Below are 21889 nucleotides of genomic sequence, written 5' to 3' on the forward strand. Positions count from 1 at the left end.
TTTTCTTATAATAAAATAAATACTTTATTTATCTATATCCAGTACAACTTCATACGTCATATTGGGTTTGAAATCCGGATCATAAATAATCAGGAAGTTCTCGTCCACGGCAGCCTTCCAATCTTGTCCGGCAGCCAATCGAGGATTATTCAAACGTTCAGGGAAGAAGTAACTGAAAGGCAAATCCAACACGTGTTCCTGTTTGAACTTATCCCCTTTCATACGTTCCAAGCTGAAATTCTCTTTCGTCTTGATCGTGATGATGCATTTCTTACCTTTTACCTTGGAAGTCACCGTAAAATCAGTCTCTTCCGGAATCTCCTGCAAACGCACATTCCATTTCGGATCACCGTAATAAGCCAACACATCGCGGTCATGCCAGAAACCGATCTGATCATTCGTGGGTTGTTGAGCATTCATCGCTTTAGCAACTTTCTGAGCAGCAATTAGGAACTCATTCCCATCGAAATTATAGTTTTCCTTGATCAAAGAAGGATACCATTGATATTGCTGGTACAAGAAATCCTGTTGATTCATGTAAACAGCCTCTGCCAAAGAATAACGTCCCGGATTGGTCAACCAGTATTTCAAACCACCCCAACCATTACGCCCGTGCCAAGTGGTCACGACGTAACCGATCATCGTGGCAGCATTACTACCATTCATCCAAGCGATAGCCATACTTTCTTTCGTGTTATTCACGTTACCGATCAAACAATTACCCACGGCAAAAAACACTTTCCGTTTTCCACTTTCCGGCACATCCCAAGTCGCTTTCGTTTTATGATCATTGAAATACAACTTCCCGTCTTTCGCCCGGATGTCTCCCGTGGAATAACGCACCTGCAAATCCTTTTCCGTGGCATGCCATGCCGTTACCACCAAGTCCGGATCACATGCAGCATACATATCCGAGAGTTTCTTCAATCGTCCATCCACGGAGACATTACCCGTTTTCACGGCCTCTCCTTTGCCTGCCTTCTCGCCCCATAATCCCAGTGTCTGATCATCCACCCAAGCGTAACGGTCAAACCATTTGGCACTCTTTAATTCTGTAATCGTAGCCACGGCGTTCTTAATCACCAAAGGTTCCGTGCTGTTGTCCAACATCTTCATCGCCCCATTTGCATCATAACCGGTGATGATACCCCAAAGGAAATCGGCAAAAATGTCCTCATCCACCTCACGACTCACGTGATGCATATCAATCACGTAATCCCGGTTCAAATTCTCCGGTTTCTCCACGATAGCCACGTAACGCGGTTTCACCCGTTGAAGGTCCGCCAGATTCTCACGAGGCGCTTTCTCGTAAAAAAAGACCTCCGCACCATGCTTTTCTTTTAACGCATTAACTACTTGCATCCACGCTGCATCCTGTTGTACAGCCTTGGATGCCAACACTACATACTCGCCTCCGGCACGTCCATTTGCTTTCTTCTTTTGAGCAAATGAAGACATCACCGAGATCATTAAACACAATAAAATTGATAATCGGTAAACTTGTTTCATTTCGCAATAAATAATATATAAAAACACAAACTTAATTAGTTTTCAAATATAAGCATCAATCAATTTTAATACCCGACATTTTAGGTTAAATTTACGTTAAAATATACCATCTCATACAAAACAAAACTCGAATTCATCGTATTGCCTCCATCACACACCGATCCAATTGCTCTCCTCGCAATCTGGTCCCGACAATCCGATTATCTTTATCCAAAACAATCAAGTAAGGGATTCCCTGTATACCCAACATCTTCACCAACGGATTTCCCCACGCCTGTAAATCAGACACGTGAATCCAAGGTAAACCGTCCTGTTCGATAGCCTTCTGCCATTTATCTTTTTTATCATCCAACGACACGCTGATAACTTCTAACCCTTTGTCGTGATACTTCTCGTACAACTCCTTCACGTGAGGATTCTCTGCCCTACACGGGCCACACCACGAAGCCCAAAAATCAACAATCTTTACTTTTGCCTTCACGGAATACAAAGATACGGATTTACCTTGCGGTGTCTGCAAGGTGAAGTCTGGAAATAAAGCCCCTTTCCTCAAATCAACTTCATTCTCGACGTATCGTGCCAGAATTTTCCCGAGAATAGAATTACGGGCAGAATCACCGAATAATTCATATTTTCCCCTCAGCATCTTGTTTTTATTCAAGGCAGACAATCGCACGTAAATCAAACTTGCGGACACGAGGTTATCATTCTCCCGGATAAACTCGTCCTCCTTCTTCTCGTAAAGAGAATCCAATCCTTCGAGCAAAGCCCGCACATGGAATTTTCCGAAAAGATTTTTTTCTTCGGCACACTTTTGATACTCGCCTTCCAACGAATCCCGTTTTTCCCGTATCATATCCTCCACTTCACGTTTAAAGCGTTCACGTACCTGTTGAAGTTCTCCCCCGGTAACTCTCCACGTCGCTGGTTGTTCCTTCATATCCACTAGAACCGAATAGGACGTATTTTCAAGAAACATGGGAATTTTCAACTTCCTGTTCTCCACTTCCAGCCATACGAATCTAGGCTTTTCAACCATTCCCGCCAGTTGAAAATTACCATTCCGAACCTCCACTCTTCCCAACGTATCCAGCTTATCGGCCATATTCGGGGAAAGTAAAAATACTTTCCCCGAATAACCTGCAAAGTTTCCCTGAATTATATATTTCGAAGTTGATTGACATCCACACAAAAGAGCCATCCACATGACCAACCAGCCACTCATAATCTTCACCATATATTATCTTATTTCTTTATAGGCAATATCCACGATCTTTCCTAAACCTTTGTGTTCCTTCTTCAAAATAGGAGCTTTATCCCATTGCGGTTCAAACTCGTAAGTCCGCATGATACCACATCCTTTCTCGTCAGCACCATCAATCGTGGTTCCCACTACCAGATGTTCACTACGCATATCCTCCCAAACTTTATATTGACGGAATGCCGAGAATGGATTAAATTTCAACACTTTTATAGTTTCTCCCGGGAAATGACAAATCTCTTTCACCGGAGTACTTGGGTTTTTCATGTCAAACTCATATATCCTGTCCTTCGTCGCGTAAAATAACGTTCCGTATAACGGATGACAAGCAAAAAGAGTCGCTTGATCCACATCGGTTCCGGATAACTTTCCATAGTATCGCTGTGTGTTTACACCTTCCGTCCCTAAAACAATCCCGTAATAATAATAATCTCCGGCACGATCTTTCAACACGACATAGGTCAGTCCATCATTTACCGTGGATTGCATAAGAACCATTTCCTTTCCCTCTTGCTCCGCCGGGAAAAGGATCTCATCCCCAGAAAATTTCATGACAGAGGGAATTCCTCCGGATTTTGCCTTCACCTCGATGAAACGCCCAGCCTCATCATACAACATGGTTGAAGTACCTCCTAAAGTATAGGAACCGCCACCTCGCCGATAACGGCAAGCATTCGCCACGAAAGGCGCAGCCTTGAATTTCATACCATTAATTTCATTAATCGGAAATTCAAACAATCCTCCGTTTACAGACACGTTATTACAGTACACATCACCATTCTCATCAATAACAATCCAATACAGATAATCAATAAACTCATATTTCCCGTTATATTGATAATAATCGTATAATGAAACCCCGGATGCCTGCACGTGCATGTGATTCGGCTGATCACCAAAATTCCATTTGATATTATTATCTTCCCCAGCGTGCATATCCGTTTGGTCCAAGCGATAAGTTCCATTTTCGCAGGTAAACAAATAGATATTTCCTCCCGCACCGGAAAAATTACTCATAAGCTTTACCGGTTTTCCCGTTACCAAATCACTTTCCGACCAAATATCCCTAGAAATAATATCCGTATTCGCATCCACGTTCACGATCATATCCATACGAGATTGGCCATCCTGTTCACAAAGCACCATCCACCCCTCGCTCGTTAAGCTACTCACCTGCAAATAAAACTTTTGATACCAGCTTACCTTGGTCGCTTTATCTTCAACCCGATAAAAACAAGTATAGGAATCCGCCTTTAACGTGATAGGTAACTCCAAATCCTTTGTTGTAGCCACCACGAAATCAAGCGTATCCGCCCCTTTATCTTTATCCGCATTCTGCGGAATGAACTTCCATTCATAAGTATATTCTCCTTCAGCACCCGTCAGACTTTTCACTTCCGGATAAATCCTCAGGGTATCCACGTGAGAGATTTTTCGATACGCATTTCCCGTTTCAATCCCTGTAATTGATAATTTATTTATATCCTGATAATTGTAATTGCCCTTATCATCCGCACAAGAACAAATAAATCCTATCACGATGAATAATAAACCGAATATTGTATATTTCATAATTCTCATTTTATACTTCATAAAACAATTAAATTAATCTTGGGAATCCGGTCCCATTTCCATCCATTCTCCATCCTCATCCTTCGTCGGATTTTCCTGCAACCAACGATACATGTATTTTCCCACGTAGGACAAATAACCCTGCGTGAAAGTACCTTCTCCCAAAACACCTAACCAAACTTCCCGATCTATATTCATCACATCACAAATTAACCCGGCTTTTGTTTGACTCCAATCTCCGAATCGTTTTTGCCCCTCACGAGTCCACCAACCCGGACGAGGAAAATTTTCATTCATGAAAACCACTCGTTGATAATCCACGTCCAAAGAAGTAAGGGAGTCTATCCGACTACGACGCGTGTACATGAAATGTAATTCCGGTGTTTCATTCAACTTCACCGTAAAACGCCTACTACGCTGTTTCAACGTCTCCCGACGCTTTAGCACGATATTTATATCCGCGTAGGCTCCATTAGCGGGAATCGTATATTCCTTATCAAACGGCTCGAAATCAACACCCTCTTCAGCTGCCAACGTATCTGTTTGATCAGAAATCACATCCACGGTAAACTTCCTGTCATAATCCGCCACCGTACCGACGAGCATAACACGCAATTTCAAATTACGGGTTACCACGTCCCCGGCTTTCATTCCCCAAGACACCACAACCGTGTCGTTCAACTTGCCTTCCGTGTCAAAATAAATACCACTTTCCCCCTCGTAACTATCCACATCTTTTTCACAAGCATAAAAGAAAGCCGTGAAGAATAATATTATATAGCATATCTGTTTCATAATCTCTCCTTTCTTCTTAATTATATTTCGTTTCGCCATCAGGTATCGGCAGAACATAATTACTCAATTTCACGGATGTTTCATTATACGCGTTTGTCGCCGAATGCATCTCTTCCGCCATCGTCCGTTTGTAATAATAGAATAATTGTCCTTCCCCGATAAACTCCCTCCACCATTCATCAAGCAAATAACTCGGGTAAGAGGAAGTCGAAACACCGGAAAGCCCCCGATTTTCCCTTAAAGCATTAAAATAAGGAGCCCCCTTACTTTTCTGTCCCTGTTCATAATATATCTCAGAAACCATCAAATAAAGTTCGCTAACTCGTATAAGGGGCATCATCTGCGAATAAATAGAATCTCCAACCGCAGATTCAAACTTGTTAAACAAACGATAATCCACCCCACTCACGGTTGCCTTATTTTTCATGAAACTTAATACTCTTATATCCGATTCCTCCGCATTATCGAATCTATACTTGGCTACATCATTACGTATTCCCAGCAATGAAGAAATCTTCAAGGATTCTCCATTAAAAAGCGAATTATACAATCCTCCGACATTTCGATTCTGCGAGGCAAACAAAACTTCAGATGAAAATACCCTGTCCGGCTCCGTTCCCGCCACGGCTTCATTTCTAGTTACCCACGGGAAAATACGTTCATGAACATCAATCACATTTTGGGCATATACTAAAGCACTATCCAATTCCCCGATATACATATAAGCCCGGGACAACAATCCTTGGACAGCATAGTAATTCAAACGCAAGTTCCGCTTGGACTTAAATTTGTCCGAAGGATCTCCGGCTACTCCATTCGTGATAATCGGATCTGTTGACAATAAATCTTTCGCCGCCCGTAAATCAACGATCACGTTTTTCATGAATTCAGTACCAATCAGCGTAGGTTGTACATCCAAGGCAAATTCCTTGTAATAAGGAATTGATTCTAACGTGGAATCTACCCCATAAACTGGCCCGAACAAACGAAATAAATCAAAATGTAAAAAACCTCTCAACGCCAAAGCCTCACCTTTTATCATCTGGTAATAATCATCCGGTAGCACTTCCCGCCGCTCGTCACAATTCTTTATGATCAAGTTCGTATTGGCGATCAAGTTATAGGCTCTTTCCCAAATTTTTTCTACCCGATTCAAGGTGTAAGATCCGGCAAAATCATACGTCATGAAAGCTGACCACTCCTTGTTTTCCTGATTTATATTATAACGCTGTGCTAAGATTTCAAGCATTTCACACGTGAGGGTCTGTCCGTACAGCTCGGTAGCATTTAAATCAACATACACGCCATTCAACGCTTGTTTGAATCCCGCAATCGTGGAAAATGCAGATTCCTCTGCCACCCGGTCACTCGGTTGAACATTCAACCAATCCGAACAACCGAACAAACAAGTTACCACTAACAAATAAATATATCTTTTCATACCTCTATCCCATTAAAAATTAATCGATAACGCGAACGAAAAACTCCGGGCAAACGGGTAATCAATACCACGCTCATCCTCGATCGTCGAGAACCGACAAATATCATTCATATAAGCACTTACCGTCATCCCTGAAAAATGAATCTTCTGCATCCATTCCGGGCTAAACTCGTATGCCACCCGGACAGACTCAAGGGTCAAGTAATTATTTTTCTGTACAAATCGGGAAGAAATCGGAGTATTTTCAGTCAACGAAATTCCCTTATACTTTGCTCCATTTCCCGGTTCTTTCCAACGATCATACAAGGCTCGCTTGTCCTGATTTTGCTTCAAACTTTCCTTGGAGATGTTTTCCACTTTGCTGTATACCGTCCGGTTGAACGCATCCGCACCGAAGCTATAACGCCAATAAAAATTACAAGAAAAACCTTTATAGTAAAAAGAATTCCCTAACACTCCTTCCAAGTCCGGTTCGGAATTTCCCACGACAACCTCATCAGCATAGTCATAAGTGAATGTTATTCTACCTTTCTCTGTAAGGAATAATTCTTTCCCCGTTGCAGGATCAATTCCTAACGAACGAACAGACCATAAATCAGAAGGACTTCCTCCATCATAATAACGAGCCAAACTATTGGAACGATTTTCTTTATTATACTGATCCAAGTTTTTACCGATCTTGTCATAATAGGAATGACCATGACGGAAAGTAAAACTCGTTGTCCAGTTGATGCGTTCTTTCGGGCGATAAATAAATGCGTATTTAATCGTCCCGTTATATCCCTTACTTACTTGTTTACCCACGTTAGCCAGTCGTTGAGAAACACCCACGGATAAAGGGATCCCGATTGACGCCATCAACGGATCGGTCACTTTGTAATAATAATCGAAGTTCACGTGAAAACGATTATTAAACATACTCACATCAAAACCGATATTTTTATCGATGGTCTTCTGCCATTCTAAATCCGGATCCCCGAATGCATCAACCAATAGTCCGGTTCCAAAGTCATTCAACAACCAGTTATTAAATTTGTAAGTCGTGATTGTCTTGTAAGAACCAAAATTCTGGTTTCCCGGGTTACCGATTGAAGCCCTCAACTTTAGCATCGAGAAAAAATCCGTGTTATTCTTGATGAAACCCTCATTATGCAAGTTCCAAGCCAACCCGATAGCCCAAGTCGTCGTGAATTGCTTGTTGGAACCAAACACGGACGAACCGTCTGCACGGAAGTTCACGTCCAACAGATAACGGTTATCGTAAGAATATCCCCCGTTAAAATAGAAATTTGCTGTTCTTTTCTTAGAATCGGAATAAGAAGGTTTTCCGTTGGCAGCATAACCACTCGCAAAAGATGGCTTCGTGAAGTTTCCTTCCGGGAAGCCCGCCGCAGAAAATGACTTGTAATCACTATTGGATTCACTACAGGAAGCTCCAAACACGGCATTGATCTGATGTACGTCGGCAAGTAATTGACCATAAGTTATCGTGAAATCACCTTCATACGACAAACTCTCTCTACGCATATCCGTGTAAGATCCCTTTAAAGACTCCACGCTATCATCAAACTTTGTATCCTCGGGGGAACGGAAAGTTTCATCATCCGTAGTAGATTTCGTTATCCCGAAACGAGCCCGAACATACAAGAAATTCCACGGACGATATTCCATCTGGAAATTATCCCGAATACTTATCGTATTTCCCTTGTCATAACTATTCAAAGATGCATTCCACAAAGGATTGGGAACCGAAACTCCAAGTTCTTCGTTATTTTCCAACCACTTGTCAATCCCCCCATCCTCGTTATACTTGGTATAATACGGGTTAGCACGTGAATACTCGCTGAAAGGTACAATGGGGTCGTTCGTCTTCGTGTAATCGACAGTCAATTTATTACTATAACTCAACTTACCTTTCCGATATAACAAATCCAGATTTCCACTCATCACCTGACGACGGGATTCCTGCATTACCCCCTGAATGTTCGTGTAGTTTATCCCTAAACCGTAACGCATCTGCGAGTCACCACCTTCCACGTAAACATTATGACGTTGAGTTAATCCCGTCCGCAACGGCTCTGACATCCAATACGTGTTCACACCCCGATTCACATTATATAACAAGTTATTATAACGTATCTTGTTGGCTTCCTCGAAAGCGATCAAATTCGACTTAAAGTTCCCGGCTAATAATTCAAACTCCAACTTCTCTGCCGCATTCATTAAATTATAATCCGTCAAATCGGCAAAAGATACCTCAAAACTACCATTATAGGACAAGCGCAAACGCCCTTGCACGGGAGCTTTCGTCTCCACGACCACCACTCCATTAGCCGCTTTCGCTCCATAAATAGCCGTAGAAGCCGCATCTTTCAACAATGTCACGGAAGCAACACGATCCAAGCTCAAGTCCATGATCGTTTCCAACGTCGTTTCAAAACCGTCCAAAATAAACAAAGGTTGATTCGGGTCTTCACCAAATTCCTCTTTCATCCCCACGATACTCGTTTTTCCCCGTATCTCAATATCCGGAGTACGGTTAGGGTCAGAACCGTATTGGTTGTTTTCCATGATATTAAATGCCGGGTCTAGCGCTTTTAAACTTTGCAAAATATTCTGATTACCTATCATTTTCAACTCTTCCGCTTTATACGTTTGAGAAGACCCCGTGAAACTCTCTTTTTTACGGGAATAAATACCGGTAACCACAACTTCCTCCATCTCGGTCTGGTCCTCTTCTAATATCACGTTAATCTCTTGTCGATCATTGACCGCCACCTCCTGTTTTTTCATCCCGATAAAAGAGAACACGAGTACCGGATTACCCATCAAAGGGATGGTTATCGAATAATGACCATTCATATCGGTTACCACACCTACACTCGTTCCCTTTAGTACAATAGTTACTCCCGGTAACCCCGTCTCACTTTTATCAACAACCTTTCCTTTTACCGTGATTTTTTGCACATTAGTCGTTTTTGCCGCTACTTTACGTTTGATGACAACCGTATTCTGTTCTATCGTGTATTCAAATCCGGAATTCTTCAAACAAATGTCCAAAGCCTCCCGTACCGTTTTACCCTTGATCTCCACGGAGATCTTGCCAGCCTTACCCAAGTCATCTGCATTATACACGAAAACCATCTTGGATTGCTTCTCAATCTCCCAAAGAGCGTCCTTTATCGCCACATTTTTCAACGATAAATTAAGTAGCGGTTCATCCGCCATTCCATACACGTGTCCTCCGGACAACACCAAAACAATAGCCATCTGGAAAGCTAAAAACAAATTTCTTACATTTGTTACTTTCCAACGAGTACTTCTACGTTTTTTTTTCATACTTTTGATTTGATTAAATTCGATTTTTTAATGCCTCCAGCAAGAGGTGTTATTAACGAGCGAAGAATAGTTGCATATTCTTCGCTATTTTTTTACGATGATTTTCTTTCCAACTACTTCAAAGCGGACAGTCCCCGTACTCTGGAATAGTTCCAGCAAAGGTGTCACCGTCACATGACGATTAAAATTACACCCGAAAAGGTAATTCTTCACGACCTCATCTTCATATACCACATCTACATCATACCAACGAGAAATAAAATCCATGATCTCTTTTAGAGGACGATCCCGGAAACGAAGACGCCCTTCCCGCCAAGCCGTGACATACGACACGTCAACATTTGCCACCGTAACCTCCCCGCTTTCTTTGTTATACACGACTTGTTCCCCCGGATGCAGGGTATAGCCATCCATATTTTCTGAAAGAGTTACTTGTACTTTACCCTTGATCAATGTCGTCTGTACATCTTCATTTTCAGGATAATTCGATACATTAAACTCTGTTCCCAACACCGTGATATTCACCCCGGATGCACTTACAACAAAAGGCATTTCTTCATTACGTGCCACTTGAAAATACCCTTCCCCTTCCAATTCTACTTTCCTCGTGATTCCGCTAAATTGCACAGGGAATCGTAATTTTGATCCGGCATTCAAACATACCAACGTTCCATCCGCAAGCGTCAACACGTATTCTCCCCCACGGGGAATCACAAGCTCGTTATACAAATCTGAACTGACTACCGAATCTACCGCATTTTTATAAGTAATACTCTCGCCATCCAAGCCAATAATCGTTCCATCTAATTCTCGCAACGAATCCCGATCATGATTGGCTAGATCAATAATAGAACCATTCGCCATGTAAAGGATAGCCCGGGAAGTTCCGGGAAGGATCTCGGCACTCTCCACTGGAATAATTTCTTCCCGATCAACACGCTGCATTAAAAAATACATGGAAGAAACAACCAGTAGAATAAAAACACAAGCATATTTCAACGCACGAATCCCCAATCGCCTCCTATTCTCCTTGACTCGTTTACGAGAAAGAGCTTTCCATCCACCCTTTACATCAATGGATCTCAACTCCTGACGTTTCCGGTATATAAATTCTTTTTCGGTAACCTCATGAAACCATTTACGATTATCTTCGGAAAGACTCAACCAGTTATCCAAACTCTCCCGTTCTGTTCCGGTCAATTCTCCTGTCATGTATTTACTAACTAGCTCAACAATATCAAAGAAGTCATCATCCATTTTATGCTACTATTAGATTAAATTCATAGCTAGAACACAAAAAATGGATTTTAGGGAGTGTCTGATATTCGGTATTTAACGTTAATTAATATTTAACGAGATATGAATAAAAGAAAAGGCAATAAATAATAATAATCTTTCAAACTGATTCTCAACTTTTTGTAGGCTTCTTTTTTGTAGGCGTGAACGGTTCCCTCCGAAAGATTCATTTTTTCTGCAATCTCCGAATTCTTCAATCCATCTAAAGAAAGATTAATCACCATTCGCATCTGTAAGGGCAGTTTATCTATCGCATGATTAAAAATACGATGTACCTCCTCTTCCATCACCTGATTTCGAAACTCCTGTTCAGAATCCTCAATCCACTCCTCGGGGATACGGGAACGTAACTCACGATCACGCAATAAATTAAGACAGGCATGACGTACAACTACATAAAGAAAAGACTTTATCTTCCGGTAATCATCAAAATCCGTGTGTTTGTTCCAGTATTTTAAAAACGTCTCTTGCACCACATCCGCAGCCTCTTCTCGATCGCCCAAATAACGGGTTGCAAACAAGCACAATGATGCATAAAACTCCTCAAATAACGTCCGAAAAGCTCGTTCGTCACCTTCTTGCAAGTGCTTCAACAATAAACTGGTATCTTCATTTTTCCTCTCCATACTTTGCGACCCACGGGTGAACAAAAGTACGGCTTTATAATCACAAAACAATATAATTATCCTCCAAAAAATATAATATCAAGCATATGCACCAAAAGAAAAAATGCAAGCAATTGTTTCCACATCGACGTGTACCCGGACAAACAGTGATTTATCCCCGTGAAACGGACATTCAAATAAAATTTCTATCAGATAGGGTTATTATCCTGTTTTCAAATAGCTATAATCGACTTTTCCAAATGTTAATAATTCCTATTGTAATACAATATATTATTATTCTAATAGGAGAGGAATAGGGGAGGAATGGGAGCGGAATGGGAGCGGCTTACAATATGATAACTGTATTATCACATTTTGAATACACTATTTTACATTAATTTGCACTAAATGTTTATTGAATATCCCTAAATCCGCAAATAAAGCATTCCTAATGAGAAAGTACGAGTATCAACCGGAAAAAATAATTGCCGGAAGAAAATCCGGCAATTACTTTTACTTATCAATAATCATTCATTTTGCAAGCAAGGCATCCAAATGTTCGGTAATTTCCGGATCAGAAGGCCTCGGGGCAAAAGATTCAACAATATTAAATTCCTTGTCAATCAAGATAAAACGAGGAATATACTTGACCTGCCAGTTCACTCTCAATCCTTCGTTATCGACAGAATTAAACTGAGTCACTACCGATTCCTTTTGTTTCAAGTAACTCAACCAAGTCTTTCTGGAATTATCTGTTGACAATTGAATAAAGACAATATCTTTATCCTTATATTTCTCACTTAACGCAACAAATGCCGGGGATTCCTGAATACAAGGACCGCACCACGTCGCCCAACAATCCAAATAAATATTTTTGCCTTTAAAACTACTCAACAAGACTTCATTCCCATCAACATCCGTCATGATAATCTCGTGGGCCGGTTGTCCCGTCATCAGACTTTTCACATTACGGATCTTCTCCCGTAATTCAGAAACAATTCCCTCATGCTGAAAAGATTTTGTCTTCTCCTCCATGCTCAGAATCACCTCCGGATCTGTTGATGAATCCAATTTCGCCAAAACTTGTAAAGCTTCCTTGATTTCCCGCATTTCCGGAGTAATCTCCACCCCTTGCATGAATTCCGCTTGGTCCAAGTTATACACGATCACATCCCTGACATCTATAATATCCAAATACTCGTTTTTCGTAATCTCTCGCATCAGTTGATTTACATCCGGGGTAACAGAAGTAATAAAACGCCCGTACCATTGCCTTTGTTCCTCCCGTGACGCTCCTGCATTTTCTTTATTATACAGAGCATAAGTCAAATAACTATTCAACAAATTCGCCTTTACCCGAATACGTTCATTCTCCTTAAAAAGCTCCGTTACCCCCTTTAGAGTATCCAGTTGAGCCAATTTAGAAGCCGCAAGCGCATCCACCACCTCTTTCGTCTTCTCAAAATTCTCCCTTACATTCCGTCCGGACAAAAGAAAAGAGCCTCCCTTGGGATAAAGCCGATCTTTCAAAAACAACTGCGCCTCGCTCCCTTTTCCCTTAAAAGTCGCTTGACGGGTATCCGGTGTCAAGTAAACTTCCAAATCATCACCGGGTGAAAGGTAAAGAATGTTACGACTGATATTGAAATACATCGGTTCTCTCAACGGAAGGATCGTATCAAAATACCCCTCCCCATCCGTCTTTAACATCACATTCCTACCAGTACCGAAATCTCCAGTCACCCCGGTATATTCCATACTGACTTCCTGACTTCCCATATCAGCCAAACGTCCCTTCAAATGAATCTCCGCAACAGGGGTAGTCTTGCAGCCACTCAAGACGGCAAGACTACACAACATTAACCACACTCTCATCTTCATTATTTTATATAAGGTTCACCTTGTAATTTCACCGACAGAGGAATAAAATCACTGAAATTTCCGTGTCCCGCCTCATATTTCATATCCATATAATTTCCGTTTTCCTCTTCTACGCGAACAACGTATCCATTCACATCCAAAGTATACGTTACCTCATGAGATTTTCCAGCCTGAGTTGTCACGACCTTCATTTTTGTATCTGCCAGATAGGTAAACACTTTTTCCATATTCACCTCCCCGTTAGTTCCCACGACTTTCACCCCCGTCTGCCGATCTCCGTCATAACTGTAATCCCAATGAGAAATCACTGTCCATTGATGGTCATAAACCGCATATTCTCCCCGCTCTATCCGGTTTCCTTCATACGTATATACCATTCGGGTTAAAGGAATTTCCCAGTCAGCCTCCCCGAAACAACGCCATTTCATGACTTTCTTATTCATGGACAAGGTATCGTCAAACTCATAAATATAATTTTCCTCATAGTCAAAAGTAAATTGCAAATCCTCTCTTTTATAATGAGTAATCGATTCTTCCCGAGTTGTCCGGTTCACTTGATAAATAATCCTACTTGTCATAGGCACCTCACTCCCCGGCTCCAGCATGTCAATCTCTTCCTGTGAAAGAGCCGGAACCTTCATAATAACCATTCCTTTTGTCAGATTAGCGATAGTATCTTGATCTTTGTTAACCACAACTCCAATATCCAAACGATCATCCGAATAGTTCAAGTTTATTTTAAAATCTCCCCACAAATCGTTGCGACCGACAATTTCTTTTACTCTAAATTCATTCAACCCTTCATTCGAAGGTTTCACATCATCATTATCCTGACAAGCACTGATCCAAATACCTGCCAATAACAACATCAAAATATATTTTATCTTTTTCATTATGCTACAATTTAACGAGTATGGAAACAAGTTGTTTTTAAAACACGCCCGAACCCATCGTATACGCGATAGAATTTAGGATCTTCCACTACTTCTCCGGTACTTAATGACCGAATAGGCACCACGGTGACTTTCCCTTCCTTCGTTACATCATTATAGGTTACAACCGTAATCATATTACGTCCGGAGGCCAATGTTTCCGTTTCTCCTCCTTCCCCGGGGATTTCAACCTTTCCGGGACACTCATCCACAACCCGGATTTCCGTGATTTTCTCATTAGAAACCGTAATTCCGTCGTGAGTGTATGAAGCCGAGAACTTTGGATAAGCTTTCGGATGTTCCGAAGTCATCAAAGCTGTATATACCTTATCCTCGGTTGCGTAATACAAAATACTCTCCATCGCTTGCGAACTAAAAGATATGGCTTTATCAATGTCCGGACATTGATCCAATATATAACGTCTATTCACAACATTATCCGCACTTTCATCATCCGAATCCAAATTGAACTCCCAAACTTCATATACTTTTGAATCCAAATTCTGTATAACTGCATACAAGGTGTTGTTCGGTCCATAACCAATGTATTTACAATCTACATTGCCCGGTTTGTTCGGATCCAATTTGCCATCTGCAGACTTACGTTTAAAAATACGCAAGTTATTTTTGTCTGCACCATATATAGATGGGAAAGCTAGAAAACGCTGATTTTTCTTATCAAAAGCGACACCGTAAATTTCATATCCCCTAGGTCTAGTTGAACGATACTTATATTCTGTGATATAATAATCATCCGAAAGATCACTCAAAACCAAACCGACACCATAAGTAATTACCTCCTCGTATTGAGTCCTTTTATGAAGGAAACCATTAACAACAGCAATGTCATAGGGACCTGAAGAACTTGTCCCCAATTTTCCGACATTCATTTCGCCCTCGAAAGGCTTAATGAACATATCATTATTTCTCCGCATGACCGTAAAATTATCCAACGGGTCCAAATCCTCGATCAAATGATCCGTTGCAATAGATAGTTCCAAAAATCCACGGCCGACAACATTCTTCATGTCTTGAATCAAGCCATTTACGTTTTGACCATTATTCACGCTGTATACATTCCAAAAAACATGTTTATCTTCTTCCCTATTATAGTCTTGTGTAAAATTTTTACTCGACACCAAATGAATATCGGAAGTCATCCCGTCTTTCGTATCAGCCACCAATAAACCGGCCACGTATTGTCCCGTCACATACAAGTTATATTTTTTACTCAAAGTTAATCCATATTCCGTATCGGTAACTTTAAATAAAAGCGAATAGGCATCTCGACTCATAGGCACGTTGATCACCGTATCCAGAATCATAGAATGTCCCAAATCCAAATGTTGCCCGTGACCTTCCAAACGCCATTCATATTCCAGTTTCGCATCATCCGTCCCCTCTTTATAAGCCAGTACTTTTACTCTCAAACGATCTCCCTGTGTCACATATATTTCAGTCGACGACAAAAAATCATTAATCATTAACGGATTAAATAATGTTACATCTTTCGCCGACTCATCTTCAAAACAAGAGCTTGCGAACAAACCCAACAGAAATACTCCCAGAAATATCTTAAATTTCATAATTCATGTTTTAATAATTATTCAACTTATTAATAAGGAGCTGGCATCACGACTTGTTGCCCAGCCAAATCCCCGTCATCATGTGTCAACGGTCCGGTCAAAGAATTCCTATTGTAATTTCTCAACTCCTGCCGAATCATCTCCTGCAAATTGGACATCTCGTAATAAGACATATTATATTTGCTAGGATCAGGATTAGGAATCGGAGACCATAAATCATCCCAAAAAGGCAAAGAAGTACGTTCACACTTTTCCATGATAAACCGCCACCAACGAGTAGAATAAGTACCGAAAAAATATTGCAGTTGAGACCAGTTAAAAGGTTTCATAATCTTAGCCGTGAAATTCAACCGGCAAGAGGGAAAAACAAGATCAAGTTCCTGAAAATCGTCATTCGCCACGGCCTGTATTTTTAGAGTCACGGTTATATCATCCAACGAAGGAACATAATTCAACACGACAGGAATAAAACCTTCCGACTGATTTTCTCCCAAAGTTCCTTCCAGCAACTGGTACATATTTTCCGTAGCTGTTGAAGAATCTTTAACCACCTCGGCTTTTAAAGTCCGGGCATAATTTTCAAGTTTGCCGGTAATAATAACGGGCAACATCACGGTATCTACAGTTTTCCAAGGATTTTCCGCGAAGGAATAAGAAAACTCATTACCATTAAAATAAAACCCGGGACGCCCTATATATCCCATCGGTTCGTCTTTCTCGCATCCTTCAAACAAGACAAGGAGCAAAACCAACCAACATAAACTATATCTATTCATTCTTTTCATATTCATTCCTATTTATTGTTTTCTCGGCCTCCAAATTCCAATTCTGCCTGAGGTAAAGGTAAAACATACGTCTGATCGGTCATCGTAATGTTGCAACGCGGGATACTGGAAATTCCTCTACGTTTATAATAATAGAACATTTGTCCCTCCAACAACATCTCTTTCCGCCATTCTTTCTGAATTTCCTCCCGCAATTCATCCTTTGATATATTAACATCTAAAGCTTGGGGTATATTCCGTTTACTTCTCACCGTATTCAAGTAACCGACTCCCGCCTGCCGTTCGGACTCATTTCCGGACTCATTCAAACATTCGGCCAACGTATAGTAAATTTCAGCTTTCTTCATCAACGGGACCCGGTTACCATAAATACTCTTTTCATACTGCTTGAGTTTTAAAAAAGCAAACCGATCTCCTCCTTGTGCATATAACCATTTATAACGATAATCACCGGAGCCTATATTTTCCTCTACTTCAAAAAGTTGAGCCGCAATTTCGGCTGTATGAAAAAACATTTGCGGATTATCCTGATTTTCAACTAATTTAAATTCCAAATTCGAATCCGTAATATCTTTATACTGCTCGATACTTAATCCAAAAAGATATTCACTTGAAAAAGTCAAATCCCGATTCTCCGGATAACTCGTTTCCAATGCATTTCTGCTTACCCAAGCAAAATCTGTTTCATAATTCAATAAATTTTCCGCATATTTTCGGGCAACAGAATAATCACCTTTCCACATGGCAATACGCATCCTAGTTGCCAACAGAGCATAATAATTAAAGGTAAAACGAGATGTTGCAACATCATGAGAAATCAATTTCTCCGCCTCCGTCAAATCTTTTTCCATATATTCCAATGCCGTTCCAACAGTCACTTGAGGAACGATCTCTTTCGTATATTGGAAAGCATAAGGAATGCAAAGCCGGTTCAACATATCCGGACGTTCTTTCAAATTTCCCCATCCGAATAACCTCAACAAGTCAAAATGAATAAAAGCTCTCAATCCCAGACATTCTGCCTTCAATTGCGCATACACCGGAGGCGTCACGCACCCTCCGTTCGTTTCCAAATTTTCAAGAATATTATTAATATTCGCCACAACTTTATAGGCAGAACTCCATATTCCATCAACCTTAGCCGTTACCTTTTCCACCTCATACCGGAACTGAGTTGCATCATAATAATCATTCGTTGCCTGATCCATTTCATACTGCTGTCCAATTGCTTCCACCAACCCAAAAGTCATTTCCCGACCATACAATTGAGCCTCCGTCATGAGTACATATACCCCTGTCATGGCATCTTTAAATCCTTGTTCCGTCTTGAATAACTCATCTTCTTTAATCTCGGATTTGGGTTTTACATCCAGCCACTCGGAACAAGATGACAGACCGAACGATAAAAGGCAAAAACCGATTATCAAACGACAAGTATTTATCTTTTTATTCATATTTCCAGTATTTAAAATGTCATTTGTAATGAAAAATTATAATTTCGAGCAAAGGGATAAGCCAATCCCCTTTCCGTCTTTATCGTCGACAACTTTGCCACGTCATTCATGTAAAAAGCAAGACTTAACCGTTCCAACCCGATCTGTTTCACAAAAGCATAACGATAAAAATCATAGGAAATGTTGATAGAAGAAATATTCAATTCATTCTTTTTCTGCACAAAACGTGAAGTAGCCTTCGTCTGTACATCTCTGGGATAAGTTTGGGTTTCAGGATCCCAATAAGATTTCAGAGAACGAAAACGCACCACATCTCCCGGATTCTGCCAACGTCCTTCCAACACTCGCCGATCTACATTATAATGCATATCTACATTTTCAACCCGATCTATCAGCGTTTGATTGAACATTTTAGCTCCTAATTCATATATGCAGGTCATATTAAACCCCAGTCCTTTATACCCCAAATTAATACTAAAACTTCCATTCAGTTTGGGGAGATTATCCCCACAGATAACCATGTCATTGACATCGTAGGTAAAAGTCGATCTTCCATCTTTCTTTCGATAAATTTCCCTTCCGGTGGCAGGATCAATCCCTAGAGAAGGCACAGCCCAGATTGCATTCATAGATACCCCGTCATAATATTTGATAACAGGCTTTCCACCTTCCAACATCTCCTTATCCATCCGCTCGTTATAAGCCTTCATAGAATCGGATATCTTGAGTACTTTATTCTTATTATGAGCACCTCGCAAGGCTAATGTCAGATAAGACCGATCTTTCGCGTGTGAAAATACGGTATAACTCATATTCACTTCCACTCCGGCATTTTTTACTTTCCCTATATTTTCCTGCACGGTCGTGAAACCAGAAGAAGGTGGTAAAGTTAAAGCGACCAAAAGATTTTCCGTAATACTCTGATAATAATCGAAAACCAGATTAAAACAATTCTTCACTGTCATATCCACCCCCAAGTTATAATCCATTTTTTTCTGCCACTTCAAATCATCATTCTTCATGCCCAATAAATAAGCACCCAAAGCATCTTCATAATATTTATCGCTATAATTGTAAGTAGCAAGTGACTGGTAAGCATTAGACCCTTGAGAACCGGTACTACCAAGAGAAGCACGGAGTTTCAAACGCGAAAACCATCCCAGCTCTCTCATCCATTTCTCATTGTGAATATTCCATCCACCACCGAAACTCCAGAAATTTCCCCATCTCTGGTTTGCTCCAAATTGACTGGAAGCATTCGTCCGATACGTCACATCCATTAAAAGCCGATCATCAAAAGAATAGTTGAATACCGCATTTACCCCAACGGAACGACTTGTAGATTCAGAACCCGTTGGTTTAGAATTTTCCGTGTACTGACGTGCAAAAAATATACTGTTCATCTTATCACTGGGAAAACCTTCAGCCTTGAAAATATCTTCCTCAAAAGTATTTTCGCTCAGACTATAGCTCAAGAAACCAAACACATAATGTTTGTCGCCCAATTGACGGGAGTAGTTCAAACTGAAATCGTAATCCATGGTCTGCCCCTCTCCTGTATTAATTTGATAGGAGCCCCTCTTCCGAAGTTCTTGCACGGTGTTGAACTTCAAATGATTTGCCGGATAGAAATGATCCGCACGGGTAAATTTCCGAGTAAAACCAATCCTTGCCCTTACTTTCAAGCCTTCAAAAACATCGTATTCACCCTCGAAATTATCGGTGATATCCGTATATTTATCTTTCAGACTTGTATTCAGTGTCGCATTGTACAAAGGATTAGGATAATATGCCTCCTCGTCTCCGGCATTTCTTGTAATTTGGCCGTATTGATCCACCGGAGTCCAGTATGGATTCAGTCTTGTATATTCACTGAATTCACCGTAAGGAGAATCACTACTACGATTTATATTAACAGACAATTCATTCCGGAAACGGAATCGGTTATTTCGGTATGAAGCAAAAACGGAACCTGCTACATTTTCCCGATCCGAACCTTTCATAACTCCCGCAATGCTGTTATATGAAAGATTAGCCACCAACTGGATATTTTTATCCCCCAATTCTATCATCAAAGAATGTTTATGCCCAACACCATTTCTCAAAGGTTTAGCCATCCAATCCGTATTGACACCCGCCTCCACTTTAGCCAAACGCTCCATATACAAACGTTCCAGACGAAGCACCCCATCAATTTCATCCGTCCTACTAGGAGTATACATCCCATATATGCGTTCGGCTTCTAACTTTTCACGAGCATTACACAAATCATAAGAAGACAAATCAGGTGCCTCGACATTTACATTCCCCATATAAGTCACTCTCAAGTTCTTTGAAACCGATCTTTTTGTTTCGACAACCACCACGCCATTGGCCGCTTTAGATCCATAAATAGCTTTTGCGGCAGCATCTTTCAATATGGTGATGGACTCGATCCGGTTAATATCCAAATCAAAAATCTTTACTGCCGCTGCTTCAAAACCGTCTAAAATAAACAAAGGCATATTGGGATTATTCTCAAAATTTCCCCGAAGGTCCGAAGCTCCTTCCACATCCATCGCAATCACTGAAGTTCCCCGCAATTGCATCTCCGGTACTTTATTGGGATCGGAACCGAAGTCTATACTTTCAAAAATCATCAATCCCGGCTCCAAGGCTTTCAAACTCTGGAATACATTCTGATTCCCCACCTTCAACAATTCATCCCCCTTAATCGTCGTTGCCGATCCCGTGAAACTACTGGCCTTGCGGGTAAACATTCCTGTTACCACGACCTCTTCCACCTCCGTCACATCATCTTCCAACACGATATTAATCACGTTATTTCCCGTATACTTCACCTCCCGGGATTTCATTCCCACGAAAGTAAAAATCAACACGGGCTCCTGTACATCCGGGATCGTGATGCTATAACGTCCGTTCTGGTCGGTAACCACACCCATTGTCGTGTGTTTTAATAAAATCGTTACCCCCGGCAACGGCAGACTATCCTTATCTACAACCCGTCCCGTAATCGTGACCTTTTTCACTTCCTGCACCGGAGCATCTGCCCGCTTGATCACGATAACATCTTGTTGCACGACATACGTCAAGCCCGTTCCTTTCAAGCAAATATCCAACGCCTCATAGACATCCTTGTCCTTCACCTCCACGTTCACTTTTCCCGCCTTCAACAAATCATTCGCGTTGTAAGCGAATACAAACCCGGATCGTTTTTCAAGTTCCCAGATGACATCTTTCATCAAAGCATCTTTCATCGAAAAGCTAATCTTAGGTCCCGGCAATAAAACATTATTGCTCGCGTGTCCCCATTGGGGAAGAAATAGGGCCACTTGTAATACAAGCAACACATACCTCATTTTTATTCCCCATTTATAGGGGAATCCATGATTTTTTTTCATAACTTTGAGTGTTTATTTATTTAACTTTATAG

Annotated in this window: 14 protein-coding genes; all 14 read right to left on the bottom strand. The window is 41.0% G+C overall.

Annotation, left to right across the window (positions count from 1 at the left end; all coding sequences use genetic code 11):
- Positions 1–24 precede the first annotated feature (24 nt).
- The 14 genes from R8806_RS06670 to R8806_RS06735 all read right to left on the bottom strand — a co-directional run bounded on the left by R8806_RS06670 (position 25) and on the right by R8806_RS06735 (position 21857).
- The gene (locus tag R8806_RS06670; RefSeq protein WP_229782929.1) at positions 25–1458 is read right to left on the bottom strand and encodes a hypothetical protein; all 1434 of its coding nucleotides are present in this window, start codon (positions 1456–1458) and stop codon (positions 25–27) included.
- Positions 1459–1642: 184 nt separating this feature from the next.
- Positions 1643–2746, bottom strand: a complete 1104-nt coding sequence (locus R8806_RS06675) for a TlpA disulfide reductase family protein (RefSeq protein WP_124317745.1) — start codon at positions 2744–2746, stop codon at positions 1643–1645.
- Positions 2747–2749: 3 nt separating this feature from the next.
- Positions 2750–4342, bottom strand: a complete 1593-nt coding sequence (locus R8806_RS06680; RefSeq protein WP_164719814.1) for a PKD-like family lipoprotein — start codon at positions 4340–4342, stop codon at positions 2750–2752.
- Between the two features lie 33 nt (positions 4343–4375).
- Positions 4376–5137 carry a DUF4843 domain-containing protein gene (locus R8806_RS06685; RefSeq protein ID WP_158571860.1) on the bottom strand — a complete coding sequence of 254 codons (762 nt, stop codon included), beginning with the start codon at positions 5135–5137 and terminating at the stop codon, positions 4376–4378.
- Between the two features lie 16 nt (positions 5138–5153).
- Positions 5154–6578 carry a RagB/SusD family nutrient uptake outer membrane protein gene (locus tag R8806_RS06690; RefSeq protein WP_151412208.1) on the bottom strand — a complete coding sequence of 475 codons (1425 nt, stop codon included), beginning with the start codon at positions 6576–6578 and terminating at the stop codon, positions 5154–5156.
- 12 nt (positions 6579–6590) lie between these two features.
- On the bottom strand, positions 6591–9917 hold the full coding sequence (locus R8806_RS06695) for a SusC/RagA family TonB-linked outer membrane protein (protein ID WP_124318036.1): 3327 nt from the start codon (positions 9915–9917) through the stop codon (positions 6591–6593).
- Between the two features lie 84 nt (positions 9918–10001).
- Entirely contained in the window at positions 10002–11174 is a 1173-nt protein-coding gene (locus R8806_RS06700; protein WP_124318035.1) for a FecR family protein, read from the bottom strand.
- 92 nt (positions 11175–11266) lie between these two features.
- The gene (locus R8806_RS06705) at positions 11267–11839 is read right to left on the bottom strand and encodes an RNA polymerase sigma factor (RefSeq protein WP_151412209.1); all 573 of its coding nucleotides are present in this window, start codon (positions 11837–11839) and stop codon (positions 11267–11269) included.
- Positions 11840–12349: 510 nt separating this feature from the next.
- A complete protein-coding gene (locus R8806_RS06710) occupies positions 12350–13693 on the bottom strand; it encodes a TlpA family protein disulfide reductase (protein WP_164719925.1) in 1344 nt (447 codons plus the stop codon).
- 5 nt (positions 13694–13698) lie between these two features.
- The gene (locus tag R8806_RS06715; RefSeq protein WP_124318021.1) at positions 13699–14592 is read right to left on the bottom strand and encodes a hypothetical protein; all 894 of its coding nucleotides are present in this window, start codon (positions 14590–14592) and stop codon (positions 13699–13701) included.
- Between the two features lie 11 nt (positions 14593–14603).
- A complete protein-coding gene (locus R8806_RS06720; RefSeq protein ID WP_124318022.1) occupies positions 14604–16217 on the bottom strand; it encodes a PKD-like family lipoprotein in 1614 nt (537 codons plus the stop codon).
- 29 nt (positions 16218–16246) lie between these two features.
- Positions 16247–17002, bottom strand: a complete 756-nt coding sequence (locus tag R8806_RS06725; protein WP_167513950.1) for a DUF4843 domain-containing protein — start codon at positions 17000–17002, stop codon at positions 16247–16249.
- Between the two features lie 8 nt (positions 17003–17010).
- A complete protein-coding gene (locus R8806_RS06730) occupies positions 17011–18456 on the bottom strand; it encodes a RagB/SusD family nutrient uptake outer membrane protein (RefSeq protein WP_124316430.1) in 1446 nt (481 codons plus the stop codon).
- Between the two features lie 11 nt (positions 18457–18467).
- The gene (locus R8806_RS06735) at positions 18468–21857 is read right to left on the bottom strand and encodes a SusC/RagA family TonB-linked outer membrane protein (protein WP_124316431.1); all 3390 of its coding nucleotides are present in this window, start codon (positions 21855–21857) and stop codon (positions 18468–18470) included.
- Between the last annotated feature and the right edge of the window lie 32 nt (positions 21858–21889).

It is taken from the genome of Butyricimonas faecihominis (genome assembly GCF_033096445.1).
In the GTDB taxonomy this organism is placed as follows: domain Bacteria; phylum Bacteroidota; class Bacteroidia; order Bacteroidales; family Marinifilaceae; genus Butyricimonas; species Butyricimonas faecihominis.

Coding starts and splice junctions, on each gene's coding strand:
- R8806_RS06670 (WP_229782929.1), bottom strand. CDS start 1,458: ATGTCTTCATTTGCTCAAAAGAAGAAAGCAAATGGACGTGCCGGAGGC.
- R8806_RS06675 (WP_124317745.1), bottom strand. CDS start 2,746: ATGGTGAAGATTATGAGTGGCTGGTTGGTCATGTGGATGGCTCTTTTG.
- R8806_RS06680 (WP_164719814.1), bottom strand. CDS start 4,342: ATGAAATATACAATATTCGGTTTATTATTCATCGTGATAGGATTTATT.
- R8806_RS06685 (WP_158571860.1), bottom strand. CDS start 5,137: ATGAAACAGATATGCTATATAATATTATTCTTCACGGCTTTCTTTTAT.
- R8806_RS06690 (WP_151412208.1), bottom strand. CDS start 6,578: ATGAAAAGATATATTTATTTGTTAGTGGTAACTTGTTTGTTCGGTTGT.
- R8806_RS06695 (WP_124318036.1), bottom strand. CDS start 9,917: ATGAAAAAAAAACGTAGAAGTACTCGTTGGAAAGTAACAAATGTAAGA.
- R8806_RS06700 (WP_124318035.1), bottom strand. CDS start 11,174: ATGGATGATGACTTCTTTGATATTGTTGAGCTAGTTAGTAAATACATG.
- R8806_RS06705 (WP_151412209.1), bottom strand. CDS start 11,839: ATGGAGAGGAAAAATGAAGATACCAGTTTATTGTTGAAGCACTTGCAA.
- R8806_RS06710 (WP_164719925.1), bottom strand. CDS start 13,693: ATGAGAGTGTGGTTAATGTTGTGTAGTCTTGCCGTCTTGAGTGGCTGC.
- R8806_RS06715 (WP_124318021.1), bottom strand. CDS start 14,592: ATGAAAAAGATAAAATATATTTTGATGTTGTTATTGGCAGGTATTTGG.
- R8806_RS06720 (WP_124318022.1), bottom strand. CDS start 16,217: ATGAAATTTAAGATATTTCTGGGAGTATTTCTGTTGGGTTTGTTCGCA.
- R8806_RS06725 (WP_167513950.1), bottom strand. CDS start 17,002: ATGAAAAGAATGAATAGATATAGTTTATGTTGGTTGGTTTTGCTCCTT.
- R8806_RS06730 (WP_124316430.1), bottom strand. CDS start 18,456: ATGAATAAAAAGATAAATACTTGTCGTTTGATAATCGGTTTTTGCCTT.
- R8806_RS06735 (WP_124316431.1), bottom strand. CDS start 21,857: ATGAAAAAAAATCATGGATTCCCCTATAAATGGGGAATAAAAATGAGG.